At 64.4% G+C, this 12,949-nt stretch carries 14 protein-coding genes; 4 read left to right on the top strand and 10 right to left on the bottom strand.

Features of this window, described 5'->3' with window-relative positions; translation table 11 throughout:
• Positions 1 to 64 precede the first annotated feature (64 nt).
• From ABMA46_RS00560 to ABMA46_RS00570, 3 genes are all read left to right on the top strand, one after another.
• Positions 65 to 244, top strand: a complete 180-nt coding sequence (locus tag ABMA46_RS00560) for a YdcH family protein (protein ID WP_348997342.1) — start codon at positions 65 to 67, stop codon at positions 242 to 244.
• 266 nt (positions 245 to 510) lie between these two features.
• Positions 511 to 1,782, top strand: coding sequence for a flavodoxin-dependent (E)-4-hydroxy-3-methylbut-2-enyl-diphosphate synthase (gene ispG / locus ABMA46_RS00565; RefSeq protein ID WP_348997343.1), 1,272 nt, complete (start codon positions 511 to 513; stop codon positions 1,780 to 1,782).
• 139 nt (positions 1,783 to 1,921) lie between these two features.
• Positions 1,922 to 2,758 (top strand): lytic transglycosylase domain-containing protein, encoded by an 837-nt coding sequence (locus tag ABMA46_RS00570; RefSeq protein ID WP_425475680.1) that lies wholly within the window; start codon positions 1,922 to 1,924, stop codon positions 2,756 to 2,758.
• A gap of 68 nt (positions 2,759 to 2,826) precedes the next feature.
• On the opposite strand, the gene ABMA46_RS00575 is transcribed toward ABMA46_RS00570, so the two are convergent.
• Positions 2,827 to 4,317 (bottom strand): aminotransferase class V-fold PLP-dependent enzyme, encoded by a 1,491-nt coding sequence (locus tag ABMA46_RS00575; protein ID WP_348997344.1) that lies wholly within the window; start codon positions 4,315 to 4,317, stop codon positions 2,827 to 2,829.
• A 99-nt stretch (positions 4,318 to 4,416) separates the two neighbouring features.
• Here ABMA46_RS00575 and ABMA46_RS00580 point away from each other — a divergent pair, with 99 nt between their 5' ends.
• Positions 4,417 to 4,899 carry an Lrp/AsnC family transcriptional regulator gene (locus ABMA46_RS00580; protein ID WP_348997345.1) on the top strand — a complete coding sequence of 161 codons (483 nt, stop codon included), beginning with the start codon at positions 4,417 to 4,419 and terminating at the stop codon, positions 4,897 to 4,899.
• A 10-nt stretch (positions 4,900 to 4,909) separates the two neighbouring features.
• Here ABMA46_RS00580 and ABMA46_RS00585 read toward each other — a convergent pair whose 3' ends face one another.
• From ABMA46_RS00585 to ABMA46_RS00625, 9 genes are all read right to left on the bottom strand, one after another.
• Positions 4,910 to 5,602: an amino acid ABC transporter permease gene (locus ABMA46_RS00585; protein WP_348997346.1), complete on the bottom strand. Its 693-nt coding sequence runs from the start codon at positions 5,600 to 5,602 to the stop codon at positions 4,910 to 4,912.
• A gap of 17 nt (positions 5,603 to 5,619) precedes the next feature.
• Entirely contained in the window at positions 5,620 to 6,336 is a 717-nt protein-coding gene (locus ABMA46_RS00590; RefSeq protein WP_348997347.1) for an amino acid ABC transporter permease, read from the bottom strand.
• A gap of 57 nt (positions 6,337 to 6,393) precedes the next feature.
• The gene (locus tag ABMA46_RS00595; protein WP_348997348.1) at positions 6,394 to 7,227 is read right to left on the bottom strand and encodes a transporter substrate-binding domain-containing protein; all 834 of its coding nucleotides are present in this window, start codon (positions 7,225 to 7,227) and stop codon (positions 6,394 to 6,396) included.
• A 16-nt stretch (positions 7,228 to 7,243) separates the two neighbouring features.
• Positions 7,244 to 7,984, bottom strand: a complete 741-nt coding sequence (locus ABMA46_RS00600) for an amino acid ABC transporter ATP-binding protein (protein ID WP_348997349.1) — start codon at positions 7,982 to 7,984, stop codon at positions 7,244 to 7,246.
• 149 nt (positions 7,985 to 8,133) lie between these two features.
• A complete protein-coding gene (locus ABMA46_RS00605; protein ID WP_348997902.1) occupies positions 8,134 to 8,700 on the bottom strand; it encodes a peroxidase-related enzyme in 567 nt (188 codons plus the stop codon).
• Positions 8,694 to 9,179 (bottom strand): CMD domain-containing protein, encoded by a 486-nt coding sequence (locus ABMA46_RS00610; RefSeq protein ID WP_348997350.1) that lies wholly within the window; start codon positions 9,177 to 9,179, stop codon positions 8,694 to 8,696. Before ABMA46_RS00610 ends, ABMA46_RS00605 begins: the two co-directional genes overlap by 7 nt.
• On the bottom strand, positions 9,176 to 10,645 hold the full coding sequence (locus tag ABMA46_RS00615) for an NAD(P)-binding domain-containing protein (RefSeq protein ID WP_348997351.1): 1,470 nt from the start codon (positions 10,643 to 10,645) through the stop codon (positions 9,176 to 9,178). The genes ABMA46_RS00610 and ABMA46_RS00615 overlap by 4 nt, the downstream gene beginning before the upstream one ends.
• Positions 10,642 to 11,613 (bottom strand): LysR family transcriptional regulator, encoded by a 972-nt coding sequence (locus ABMA46_RS00620; RefSeq protein WP_348997352.1) that lies wholly within the window; start codon positions 11,611 to 11,613, stop codon positions 10,642 to 10,644. Before ABMA46_RS00620 ends, ABMA46_RS00615 begins: the two co-directional genes overlap by 4 nt.
• 173 nt (positions 11,614 to 11,786) lie before the next feature.
• The gene (locus tag ABMA46_RS00625; RefSeq protein WP_348997353.1) at positions 11,787 to 12,872 is read right to left on the bottom strand and encodes an NAD/NADP octopine/nopaline dehydrogenase family protein; all 1,086 of its coding nucleotides are present in this window, start codon (positions 12,870 to 12,872) and stop codon (positions 11,787 to 11,789) included.
• Positions 12,873 to 12,949: the final 77 nt, after the last annotated feature.

Consider the following 12,949-nt stretch of genomic DNA (forward strand, 5'->3'; position numbering starts at 1 on the left):
CGGACCTGCGGTGGACGGCCTTCGACGGTTGCAATCGAGGAAACCATGAAAGGGAGAACCAATCATGTCTCTTGCATCCCATCTTGATGAGCTGCGGAAGAAGCATGGCGACATCGAGCGCGAGATCGACGAAGCCTTGCTTCATCCATCGGTAGACGACCTCGAGATCGTCAACCTGAAGCGGCGCAAGTTGGCCCTCAAGGACGAGATTGAAAAGCTGGCGGGAAGCCCGACCACGCACTGAAGACCCCTATTCTGACCAGAAAGGCCATCCGGGCCGGCGACAAATATCGTCGCTGGCCCGTGGTCCGGTTGTTTCATTCGATTTCCACCCGGTTTTCCGCCGGCGGGACATAATATTGCCTGTTCCGCCGTGTTTTCAGGAATGGCGGACGGAACGATTTGTCGTTGCGCCGGCCCTGAACCATTGACAAGCCCGGCGGCGTCCGCCACCTCATGCCCGGTGCGCGTGCGAGCACGGCGAAAGAACCAGATGCAGGACCGCCGGCAATGACCGGATATTTTTCCTCTCCCTTCGAGCGCCGCAGATCGGTCGGCGTCGATGTCGGCGGCGTGGTCGTCGGCGGCAGCGCGCCGGTCGTCGTGCAGTCGATGACCAACACCGACACCGCCGATATCGACCGCACCGTCGCCCAGGTCGCGGCACTTCACCGCGCCGGATCGGAGATCGTGCGCGTGACGGTCGATCGCGACGAGAGCGCGGCGGCCGTGCCGCGCATCCGCGAGCGGCTGGAGCGGCTCGGCATCGACGTGCCGATCGTCGGCGACTTCCACTATATCGGCCACAAGCTGCTGGCCGATCATCCGGCCTGCGCCGCGGCACTTGCGAAATACCGCATCAACCCCGGCAATGTCGGCTTCAAGGACAAGCGCGACCGCCAGTTCGCGGAAATCGTCGAGATGGCGATCCGTTACGACAAGCCGGTGCGCATCGGCGTCAACTGGGGCTCTCTCGACCAGGAACTGCTGACCCGGCTGATGGACCAGAACCAGGCACAGGGTTCGCCGCTCACCGCCATTGAGGTGACGCGCGAGGCGATCGTGCAGTCGGCGATCCTGTCGGCCGAGATGGCCGAGGAGATCGGTCTTGCGCGCGAAAAGATCATCCTGTCGGCCAAGGTCAGCGGCGTGCAGGACCTGATCGCCGTCTACACCGAACTGGCGAAGCGCTCCGACCATGCGCTGCATCTCGGCCTCACCGAGGCCGGCATGGGTTCCAAGGGCATCGTCGCCTCTTCCGCCGCGATGGGCATCCTGCTCCAGCAGGGCATCGGCGACACGATCCGCATCTCGCTGACGCCCGAGCCGGGCGGCGACCGCACCCGCGAGGTGCAGGTGGCGCAGGAACTGCTCCAGACGATGGGGTTCCGCCAGTTCGTGCCGATCGTCGCCGCCTGCCCCGGCTGCGGCCGCACGACCTCGACGGTGTTTCAGGAACTGGCGCAGAACATCCAGGACGACATCCGCGCCAACATGCCGCTCTGGCGCGAGAAGTACCCCGGCGTCGAGCAACTCAAGGTCGCGGTGATGGGCTGCATCGTCAACGGCCCCGGCGAATCCAAGCACGCCGACATCGGAATATCGCTGCCCGGCACCGGCGAGATGCCGACGGCGCCCGTCTTCATCGACGGCGAGAAGGCGGCGACCCTGCGCGGCCCGCGCATCGCCGAGGATTTCCAGAAGATGGTCGCCGACTACATCGAGCAGCGCTTCGGCCAAGGCATGCAGGCCCAAGAAATGCAGGCAAGAGCCGCCGAATAGCGCTTCAGGCCGCGCCGTGCCTCTTTCAACTACCCCCACCCCCGACACATCCCCTCAAGGGGAACGGGAATCTGCTGCGCCCTTGTCCCCCTCCCCCTTGAGGGGAGGGGTCAGGGGTGGAGGTAAACTCAAGGGCGCACTGTTCGTACTGATCCTCGTTGCTTTCGGCTCTCCTGCGGTTGCCGACCCTCCGCATTCGCTGTCGGCGCGCGAGCGGCTGATCGACCGCGTCTGCGCGCTGATCGCCGCCGAGGCCGACCGCAACGGCCTTCCACGAGAGTTCTTCGCCCGCCTGATCTGGAAGGAAAGCCGCTTCGACCCCAACGCCGTGAGCCCGGCCGGCGCGGAAGGTATTGCCCAGTTCATGCCCGGCACCGCGAAGATGCGCGATCTGGCCGATCCGTTCGACGTCGGCCAGGCGATCGCCGCTTCCGCCGCCTATCTGGCCGAGATGCGGGCCGGCTACGGCAATCTCGGGCTGGCGGCGGCCGCCTACAATGCCGGCGAGTCGCGGGTGACGCGCTGGCTCAATTCCGGCGGCTTCCTGCCGCTGGAGACGGAGGACTACGTGCTCGACATCATGGGCGAGCCGTCCGACAGGTTCATGGACAGTGTCTATCAGGGCGCCGTTCATCCGCTGGATCCCAAAATGCCGTTCGCGGTCGCCTGCCGACGGTTGCCGGTCATCGAATCCAGTGTCATCGCCATGTCGACGATTCCGACCAAGCCGTGGGGCGTGCAGGTGGCCGGCAATTTCCGCCGCGCCGCCGCCGTGCGCCAATGGCAGCGCCTGCAAGCCCGCTTCCCGGCGCTGCTGGCGTCCTACGAGCCGGTGGTGAGCCGGGTGCGCACGCCGATCGGCCGGCGCGGCATCTATGCGGTCCGCATCGGCGCCGACAGCCGCGGCGCCGCCGACGCCATCTGCCGCAAGCTGCACGGCGCCGGCGGCTCCTGCGTCGTCAGGAAGAACCGCTGACTTTCAAGCCCGAGCCTCAGGCGGGCCTCCCGAAAGGCAGTGCTTCACGAGACCCGGACATCGAGACATCAGCCCGCCGCAGCCATCCGGGCCTGGGCGCGCGGGAAGAAGATCGCCCGGGCCGGATCGACGTCGTAATGCGCTTCAAACGCCGGCGCATCGCCAGCGAGCTGCGCCACCGACTCGAGAATGTAGTCCACCTTCTCGTCCGGCAGCAGGACGCTGAAGTTCAGGCGCGTGAAACCGGGCTTGCTGAGCTCGTCGCCGGCAAGGATGGCCTGCCTCATCGCCTCGGAGCGGTCGTCGTCGATCGACAGCAGCCGGTGGACATACGGCCCGGCACAGGCGCAGCCCCCGCGCGCCTGGATGCCGAACCGGTCGCTCAACATGCGCGTGACCAGCTGCTGGTGGACGTAACCGCCCTTTTCGTTCCTCACCCGGAAGGAGAAGATCGGCAGCCGGTCGGGACCCGGCAGGCCGAGCAGGTCCAACTCCTCAATATCCTTCCAGGCACGGAAGGCACGCTGCACAAGCTCCTTGTTGCGCGCCGCCATGACATCCGCTCCGATCGCATCCTTGACGATAAACGCCAGCGCGGCGCGGATGTCGCCGACCACGTTGGGCGTGCCGGCTTCTTCGCGGGCTTCCAGGCTGTCGCTGTAGTCGTGCCGGCTCGGCGACACGAATTTCACCGTGCCGCCGCCCGGCCACGACGGCGTTTTCGCGGAGACTGCATCGCGGCGAACGATCAGGAGTCCGGAGGCGCCGGGGCCGCCGATGAACTTGTGGGGAGAGACGACGACGGCGTCGATCTCCGCGCCCGGAGCCGGCGTCATGGCGATCGGCAGATAGGGGCCGGCGCCGGCATAGTCCCAGATCATCCTTGCGCCGGCCGCCTTCACCATCGCGGTGATCGTCGCGACGTCGCTGGTGATACCGGTGATGTTGGAGGCTGCCGACAGCGCGCAGATCGTCAGCTCCGGCGCGCCGTTACCGAGCGCGTCCTCCAGGCAGGACAGGTCGGGCCCGCCGGCCGGATGCTCGGGGACTTCCACGATCTCGGCCCCGCTCTCGCGCCAGGGCAGTATGTTGGAGTGGTGCTCGTAGGGGCCGATGACGATCCGGACCCGCCTGCCCGCCGCGACGGCGTCCTCAACGCCGAACAGCCTGACGAGGCGGTTGATCCCGGACGTCGCCCCCGAGCCCGTGAAGATCACGGCGTGCTCCTGCCCCGCCCCGCAGGACTGGCCGATCAGCGCTCGCGCCTCGCACCGCAAGCGCGTCATGAAGCCGCCACAGAACGACGCTTCCGTATGGCTGTTGGCATAGTAGGGAAGCACGTCCTCGAGGACGAAGCGCTCGATCTGGTGAAGCGCGCGGCCGGACGCGACATAGTCGGCGTAAACGAGTTGCTTCTCTCCATAGGGTCCGGCGATCTTCGCCTTGGCACCGACGAGACCGTCGCGGAGCGAGGCGACAGGGTCCGCGCTCGTCAAGCCTTGGCGAAAACGGGAAAGCGGCGAGTCGTCTCGACTGGCCGATTGGCGGGTTCTGTCCACGGTCGTTCTCCGAGAAGCGGATATTGACACGGATCATAAACTGCCTCACGGTCAAAAAATTCATCTATCTTCTCGGATTTTTCGCGAAAATCAGATCATATGAACGATTCACAGGTAAAACTCGATAGTTTTGACACAAAGATTCTGACGGCCATGCAGCGCGACGCAAGCCTGTCGCAGCGCGACCTGGCGGAGAAGGTTGGCCTGTCGCAGAACGCCTGCTGGCGCCGCCTCCAGCGCCTCCATTCCGTCGGGATGATCCGCGGAACGCACAGCGTCATCGATCTCGAGGCGCTGGGCCTCGACCTCGTCGTCTTCGTGATGATCCGCACCCGTCATCACTCGAAGGAATGGATCGATGCGTTCCGCGCCCATGTCGAGCGGTTGCCGCAGGTGATCGATTTTTACCGGATCGGCGGCGACTGGGACTATCTGATCAAGGTCGTGACGCGAGGCATGTCGGGCTACGACGCCTTCTACCAGAAGCTCATCACCAATTTCGATCTGTCGACGGTGACGGGCTTCTTCTCCATGGAAGCGATCATCGACAACCGGCCCGTGGATCTCGGCCAGTTGCGATAGATGAGAGCTCTCAGGTCCGCAGCCTGAGGGATTGCTCCAGCCTGTCGGCGATCCGCGTGACGATGTAGGCGATCGTCATATAGATCACGACGGCGATCACGAAAGCTTCGAGATAATAGAAATTCAGGGCGGCGGTCAGTTGCGACTGCGCGAAGATGTCGACGACCTCGATGGCGAAGCCGAGGGACAGCGCCTTCATGATGACCATGATCGACGTCGTAAGATCGGGGATGGCCGTGAGCACCACCTGCGGCAGCAGCACACGTCGGAACAGCTGGCCGCTCGTATAGCCCAGCGAATAGGCTGCGTCCGACTGACCGGTGTCGAAGGCGTTCAGGGCACCCTTGATGATCTCCGCCTGGAATGCCGCGACACAACCGGTGATCGCCAGGACAAGGATGACCCAGTTGGGCATTTCGTGGGCGTTGGCGTCGATGCCCAGCACAGAGTACAGGGACTGCAAGGCTGCGGGCAGGCCGAAGTAGGAGAGAAAGATCACGATCACCATCGGCACGCCCTTCAGGATGATCTTGTAGACGGTGACAAGTTCCCGCAGCACCGGCACCCGCCTGTATTCGACCAGCGCGAACAGGCTGCCGACGATGGTCGACAGCACGAAGATGATGGCCGCCATGCCAAGCGTCAGAGGCACGGCGCCAAGGATTTCCCGCGCGTCCTGCAGAAGAATATCGCTCTCGAACATGCTTCAATATCCCTGCTTCAAACGTTGGCGATCATCGCGGCCCTGGCTCGGCCTCTGGCCGTCGCTTCGGGCGCCTGCATCGGCGAGCGAAGCTCGAAGAAGCGGACGATGAGCCAGGCGATCAGGCACAGCACCGAATAGATGACCGCGAGCACCAGATATGTCTCGAACTGGTACTGGTTGTAGTCCCGTTCCATGATCAGATGCGCGGTCGCCATCACGTCGGCGGCGCCGATATACATAACCAGCGCGACGTTATGGATCAGGTAGATGACGGAGTTGCCGTAGCCCGGCAGGCCGATATGGACGGCCTGGGGGCCGACGATACGGAAAATCTTCTGCCGGAAGGTATAGCCCAGGCTGTCCGCCGCATCGTGCTGGCCGCGCTCGACCGCCAGGTAGGCAGGACGCATGACCTCTGACAGATAGCCGCCGTGATAGAAGCTCAGCGCCACCATGGCGGCGACGTTCGGCGAGAAGAAATCGTCGATGCCGAACAGGGCGACCAGCAGCGGCAGACCGTAGAACGCGACGAACAGTTGCAGCACGACGGGAACGCTGCGGGCGTAGGACACGTAGAGATCAACCAGGTTGCTGATCACCGGCACCCTGCGAACCCGCAGGGTGGTAGCGATCAGCGCCAGGCAGAAGCCCACGACAAGAGCCGTGAACGTAATGGCGAGCGTCAGCGGCAAGGCCGAGAGCAACTCGGGGATCATGGCGGAAAGATCCACGTCGAAACACTCCTTTGCAATACAGCTTGCCGCTGAGGATGAAGCCGGCCCGGCCGATTACTTCATGTACTTGACGATGTCCTCGCCGAACCATTTCTCCGAGAGCTTGTCCATCGTGCCGTCCTCCCTCAGCTCCTTGAGGGCCTTGTTGACGTCCTCGGCGAGAACCTTGTTCTCCTCCGACCGGTGGATCAGCATGTAGGTGTTGTTGCTGTAGACCGGTTCCGACGCCACGACGTCGAGCTTCTTGTTCTGGATGACTTCCTGCTCGCCGAGATTGGACGGCAGCACCAGCGCGTCGAACTTGCCGTTCTGGACCTCGTCGAGGCGGTTCGGATACGGAATGCCGGCGCTCGACGCCGTCACGTCCAGTTTGTATTGCGGGTTCTCCTTCTGCCAGTTCATGATGAACTTGTAGGTTCCGCCGCCGGCCGTGGTCGGCACGATCTTCTTGCCGACGAGATCCTTCATCTCCTTGATGCCGCTGTCCTTGCGGCTGTAGATCTTCATCAGGCTGGCGCCCATCGGATTTTCGGGGATGATGAACTGCTTCTCGCGCTCGGGCGACTTGTAGTAGCCGCCGCAGGCCATGTCGTATTTGCCGGTGGCGAGGCCGGTCTCCTGCGCGATGTCGGCGACGCCTTCCATCTCGAACTTGTATTGCGGCAGCTTCGCGTTGATGGCCCTGAGCAGGTCTGGCTCGTAGCCCTGCGGCTCGACGCCCAGCGCGCCCCAGGCGAGCGGCTTGGATTCGGCCGCCGTCGCGATCTTGACGGTGCGCACCTTCGCGGCCTGTGCGAAGCCGGTTCCCGTGGCGGCGAAGGCGAGCGCCACGCCTCCGGCAATGGCGAGGGCATGGCGACGGTTATAAATGGATTTGTTCGCAGGCATGTCTGACGTTCCCTTCTTACTGGAGTGAATATTCGGAGTTGAGGAACTGGGCGAGCCGCGGGCTGGACGGCGACTCGAAAATCTCGTCCGGGCTGCCATCGGCGGCGACCATGCCCCGATCCATGAAGACGATCCTGTTCGAGATGCTCTTCGCGAACTGCATCTCGTGCGTCACCAGCAGCGAGGTGATGCCGGACGAGGTGACGTCCCTGATCACCTTCAGGACCTCGCCCACCAGTTCCGGGTCGAGCGAGGAGGTCGGTTCGTCGAAGAGGATGACGTCCGGCCGCACGGCCAATGCGCGCGCGATTCCGGTCCGCTGGAGCTGGCCGCCGGAAAGCTGCGAGGGATAGTGATCCTTGCGTTCCGTCAGGCCGACCCGTTCGATCTCGCGCAGGGCGATGTCGCGCGCCTCGTCCTTCGACTTGCGCTGCACCACCACGAGCGGGTCCATCACGTTCTGCAGCACCGTCATGTTCTTGAAGACGTTGAATTGCTGGAAGACCATCGCGGTCCTGAGCCGGATCGCCTGGATCGCAGCCTTGTCGGGACGCCGGTAGTCCATCGTGATCCGATCGAAGGCGATGGTCCCGGAACTCGGCCTGGCCAGGTAGTTGATGCATTTCAGCAGCGTGGTCTTTCCCGTGCCGCTGGGGCCGATGATCGACACCACGTCGCCGCGCTTCACCGACAGGTCGACGCCGTTCAGGATCTGCGCGCTGCCGTAGGACAGTTTGATATCTTTGAGTTCCAGCATCTGTCGGCTGCCTTATTGCGCGAGGAGCGGAAAAGCGGCGAGCCGAACGAAACGATCGTCCGGGCCCCATGAACTGATGCACATCTTGTTCCCCTTTTTATGGCCAAGGATCGGTCGCCTGCCCAACCGCCGGCAAAACGTCCGCGCCCTCATTTCACCGGCTCCGCATGGCCCAGAACGTGCATCAGGCGGTTCGCCCAACCGAAGATCGAGATGGCATGGATCAGGTCGATGATCTCGACATCGTCCATGCCGGCGGCCCGAAGCGCGGCGATGTCTTTCTCCGTCGCCTCCGACGGCGTCACCGACAGGCGGCGGGCAAAATCATAGATGGCCGCGTCGCGTGGCCCGAGCGTCTCCGGCTGATCCAGATAGAGTGCGCTGACAACGTCGTCGCTCTTGGTCAGTTCCGCATGCCGGCGGGCGTGGACGACGGCGCAGTACCTGCAGCCGTTGACGATCGACGCACCCAGCGCGCCAAGCTCGCGATCGGGCCGGGCAAGACCGCCTTCGACATACATGATCGCGTTGAACAGGATCGTGCGGGCGAGATAGCTCTCGGGATCATGCGCGAGCGTGCGCACATAGTCCGACACCTTCTTGGCCGACGGCGTCACCTTCATCGCGTCGAGCTGTTCCGGCGTGGCCTCGGACAACTCGACCGGTGCGATGTAGGGGCGCCAGTCCAACGGCTTGAGACGCACCGAGGTCATGATGCCGACCTCAAGAGCCGCAGGCCGGCCGCCACCCGGGTCTGGAAATTGACGAAGGCGATGAGTTCGGAGAGCGCGATGATCTGCGGATTGCTCAATCCGACCTCGGCGAGCAGCGCGATATTTCGCGCCTCCGCCCTGCTCGGAGTCAGCGTGACCAGGTCGGCATGCCTGGCGATGGTCGCCAGCGGCTCGTCCAGATCGGTCTCCCCGACAGCCATAGCTTGAATCTGCCCGGACGGACCAAGCGCGGCCAGTTGGCCGTCATATTCCTCCACCAGCGCCGCATCCGCATTCAGCGCGGCCATGCGACGGGCAAGGGCAAGCCGCAAATCCCGCGCCAGACCCTGGTCGTTCGCCGGCTGCAGAACGGACAGGCGGCACGCTTCCGCCCCTTGCACGAATTCGGGCCGAAACCGCCGCGCCATGAAGAGAGCGTCGTCCTCCGACAGGCCGGCGGCCTTGTCCATCGCGTCGATCACAATGCGGACTCCTTGTGCAGCAGAGGGGTGGAATCGACCCATTCGTCGCCGAGAAGTTCCGGGGTATCGTAGGCGATCAGGCTGGCGAAATGCGCCTCGGCGTCCTCGGCGAACAGCGAGGCGGCGATGCCGCGGACCAGACGGTCAGCGCCGGCGCTGACGGCCGGAATGTCGCCGGAGACCTTGCCATGCGTCAGCATGGCCGCGTCGTTGAAGCAATGGATATGGGCCAGCATCGGACAGGAGCCTGGAACCCGTTCCCTGAACTCGAAGGCGGGGCCGAGATCCGGCGCCTCCGCCATGCTCGCGCGTGCGGGGCCCATCTCCGGCCTGTAGCGGCCGTCCGCCCAGGTGCGGATGTAAGGGGCGATCGCCGCGAACTCCGGACGGTCGCTGAAGTCGTTCGAAAAGCCGGTCGCCGCGATCAGGAAGTCGTAGCGCAGCGGTCCCTGCGTGGTTTCGACCAGCAGGCCGCCCGCATCCTCCTTTACCGACAGGATGGCGCAGTCGAGAAGGAAGCGCGCATTGCGATGGCTGGACACGCGCAGCGTCGACGAACGCGGCGGCGGTGTCTGGGTCGCGGCGGTATAGTCGATGAATTTCCATTTCCACGCATCGGGCAGGTCGCGCATTCCCAGCACGACGCCAGGGCTGCCGATGCCGGTGAGCTTGTTGATGCGGGGCATTTCCTTGCGCCGGATCAGCATGTCCACCGAGCCGGCGCCGGCCTCGAGCGCGGTGGCGGCATTGTCCATCGACGAGGCGCCGGCACCGATGACTGCGACACGCTTGCCTCTGAGCGCATCGAAATCGATGTCGTCGGCGGAATGCGCCCAATAGGCGCGATCGACGCCCGTCAGGAAATCCGGCACGGCGAAGCCGCCGAGGCCGGACCGGCCCGTGGCCAGCACCAGGCGCCGGGTAAGAACACGCCCCGTCTCCGCGCCCTCGACATCGATCGCAATCAGTCCGTCCACGAAAGAAATGCCGGTCATGCGCACCTCGTTGCGCACCGGCAAGGCGAGCACCTTGCGATACCAGACGAGGTAGTCCATCCACTGGTCCTTGGGAATCTTGTCCAGGGATTGCCAGGCATCCGGGCCCCATTGCGCGGTGAACCATGCGCGGAACGTCAACGGAGCCAGTCCGAGCGCGGGACCGCTGAGTGCCTTCGGCGACCGGAGCGTCTGCATGCGCGCAAATGTGACCCACGGTCCTTCGCGCCCCGCCGGAGCCGCATCATAGGCAACCACATTGGTGATCCCGGTCAGCACCAGCTTGGCCGTCGCCGCGAGTCCGCACATGCCGGCGCCGATGACGACGACATCGCGAACCGGTTCGCCGTCGTGCGAATGACGCGGCACCCAGGGCTTGGCCGGCAGTTCGAGATAGTCGAGATCCTGCGCGAGCCGCGCTTCAAGCGCGGCAAGCCCCGTCGCGGCGGATGGCGCGGACGTATGCTTCATATCCCCGTCCCGTGGTTCGTACCCGATGCGGGATCGGTCACCAATTGGCCGGCCAGCGCCGGATCGAGTTTCCTGAAGCCGACGATCGATCGTTCCGCCACCGCTTCGACCGCATCGACCAGCGCCTGGGCAACTGGCCGAAGGCGGCGCTTCTCGGCCGCCACGACGCCCCAATGAAACAGCACGGTCACGTCGAGCGGACGGATGACGACGCCGGGCAGCGCCACGCCGTACGCCGTCAAAGGGTCGATGACGGCCGCGACGCCGGTGCGGCGCACGACCTGCAACGCACCATAGGCCGTATTGGTCCGGATCACGGGCCCGGTATCGACGCCCTTGGCCGCCAACGCCTTGGCGACATGCAACTGGAAGCGCAGCGGGTTGAGCAAGGTGGCGACCCGGCGCCCTGCGAAAGCCGAAAGCGGAATGACATCGAGCCTGGCCAGCGGATCGTCCTCCCGCACCGCCGCGACATCGGGCGCCGAATAGAACCGCAGGACATCTAGCCCCGGCGTGTCGAGCGGCAGGCTTGTGAACCCAAGCTCGGCGCGCCCGCCGCGTACTTCCTGGGCGACGATCGAGGGAAGAAATTGTCCGATATGCGTCTCGTCGGGCAGTTCGTCGCTCGGGATCTCGGCCAGCGCCATCGGCAGAAGGCCCGTGCCGATCGCTGAGGTCGTGACGATCTGCAGGGTACGTCCCCGGCCCGCGGCAATCATCTTGGCGCGCGCAGCCAGTTCCGTGAACGACATCAGCAGACGCCGTGCTTCCTCCTCGAAAGCCGCGCCCTCCTCGGACAGTTGCACGCGCCGGCCGACGCGGTGCAGCAACTGGAAACCGAGCTCGGCCTCGAGGTCCTGGATGGTGCGCGTTACCGCGGGTTGGGAGCGCCCGAGCATGTCAGCCGCCTTGGTGATGCTGCCGCTGGCAGCAACCGCAAGGAAAGTCTGGAGATCACGGGTTTCCATACGCACCTTAAATGCGAATTCTGTATAAGTTAGATCATCTCATTCGTTTTCCGTATCTGTCAAGGCAAAGACCGTGTCCGCCTCGCCCGGACATTGAGGCGATTTTTCCAATTCAGCGCTTGATGGAAGCACGTTGTCGCGCAACCCGGCATCGCCGTCACCGGGCATGTCGATCAGGTCGTGCCGGAAGAGAACCCGCTGCGGCAAAGGTCCGCCAACTCCGCGTCCGACAGTGCATCGAGGCCCAGCGCCGGAAGAATGTCATTGTCCAGCTTGAGGTCGCGGCCGTAAGCGGCCGACAGGATCGAGATGCCCGCTTCATGGAGAACCGCCGGCTTCCCGCTGACCTTGCCCAGCAACACGGTCGGCAGCAGGCCGAACGGGACGTCTTCGAGCACATAGCGGCTATCGGCGGTTGTCGGACCGAAGCCGCCGCGCCCCTGGCGTTCCATTTCCTGGTTCATCTCCGAAACGGACCCCACCGGAACATGGAACGACAGGGAAAAATGCTCCTGCACGGTGCGAACGGCGATGCCGAAATGGTCCGCGATGGCCAGCCGCTCGGCGTCGAGAGCCTCGATGACGCGCCCGACCGCGGGCGTGACGTTCCCGCCCTGGCTCCACTGCTCGCCTTTTTCCATCCTCGTGAGGTTGAGAAGCGCGATCCCCAGATGGTTCTGCGGATTGAGATTGCTGAGCGCGATCGCCAGCATGCCGTCGCGCTTGACGAAACGATCGCCGAACAAGGCCGTGCAAAGCTCGTAACCCTGTTCCCGAGCGCTGAAAGGCAGCGTCGCGACATCGATCTTCTGGCGCACGGTGCTGACATGGACTTCGGTCGGTCCCTGCTGCCGCCCGGTCAGGAGGGTCGTGCCCCAGACGACGATCGGCAAACTGACATTGCGCTGCGCCAATTGCTTCGAGATATACAACGCCCCGAAGGACCCGTGCGAACTGACGATGACCGGCAGACCGTCGACCAGATGGGGCACGGCGGCGTCCATCACCATCCTGTGGCCGTTGACGGGCAGCGCGATCACCACCGCTTCGGCATGGTCGATGGCTTCCTTGCAATCCCCGGCAACGCGGACCGGCACCGTTGCCTCGATATCGCCCGTGGCCTTCAGCAATTCCCCGGCCGCCAGAGCCCTGGTGCGGCCTCCCGACGGCGACCACAGCATCGGCTCATGGCCGGACTTTGCCAGATACGCGGCCATGCCATACGCGATTGCCCCGGCTCCAAGAATGCTGACCCGCATGATAGTCTTCCCTGCAATGCCTTCGAACGAATGAAACCGCTGTGCCGGGCGACACAGCCGATGAACAGATTGATCCA

It is taken from the genome of Mesorhizobium hunchu, assembly GCF_040081975.1.
In the GTDB taxonomy this organism is placed as follows: Bacteria; Pseudomonadota; Alphaproteobacteria; order Rhizobiales; family Rhizobiaceae; genus Mesorhizobium; species Mesorhizobium hunchu.

Excerpts from the sequence above, each read along its gene's own strand:
- ABMA46_RS00560 (WP_348997342.1), top strand. The coding sequence starts at position 65 with ATGTCTCTTGCATCCCATCTTGATGAGCTGCGGAAGAAGCATGGCGAC.
- ispG (WP_348997343.1), top strand. The coding sequence starts at position 511 with ATGACCGGATATTTTTCCTCTCCCTTCGAGCGCCGCAGATCGGTCGGC.
- ABMA46_RS00580 (WP_348997345.1), top strand. The coding sequence starts at position 4,417 with ATGAACGATTCACAGGTAAAACTCGATAGTTTTGACACAAAGATTCTG.
- ABMA46_RS00585 (WP_348997346.1), bottom strand. The coding sequence starts at position 5,602 with ATGTTCGAGAGCGATATTCTTCTGCAGGACGCGCGGGAAATCCTTGGC.
- ABMA46_RS00595 (WP_348997348.1), bottom strand. The coding sequence starts at position 7,227 with ATGCCTGCGAACAAATCCATTTATAACCGTCGCCATGCCCTCGCCATT.
- ABMA46_RS00600 (WP_348997349.1), bottom strand. The coding sequence starts at position 7,984 with ATGCTGGAACTCAAAGATATCAAACTGTCCTACGGCAGCGCGCAGATC.
- ABMA46_RS00615 (WP_348997351.1), bottom strand. The coding sequence starts at position 10,645 with ATGAAGCATACGTCCGCGCCATCCGCCGCGACGGGGCTTGCCGCGCTT.
- ABMA46_RS00620 (WP_348997352.1), bottom strand. The coding sequence starts at position 11,613 with ATGGAAACCCGTGATCTCCAGACTTTCCTTGCGGTTGCTGCCAGCGGC.
- ABMA46_RS00625 (WP_348997353.1), bottom strand. The coding sequence starts at position 12,872 with ATGCGGGTCAGCATTCTTGGAGCCGGGGCAATCGCGTATGGCATGGCC.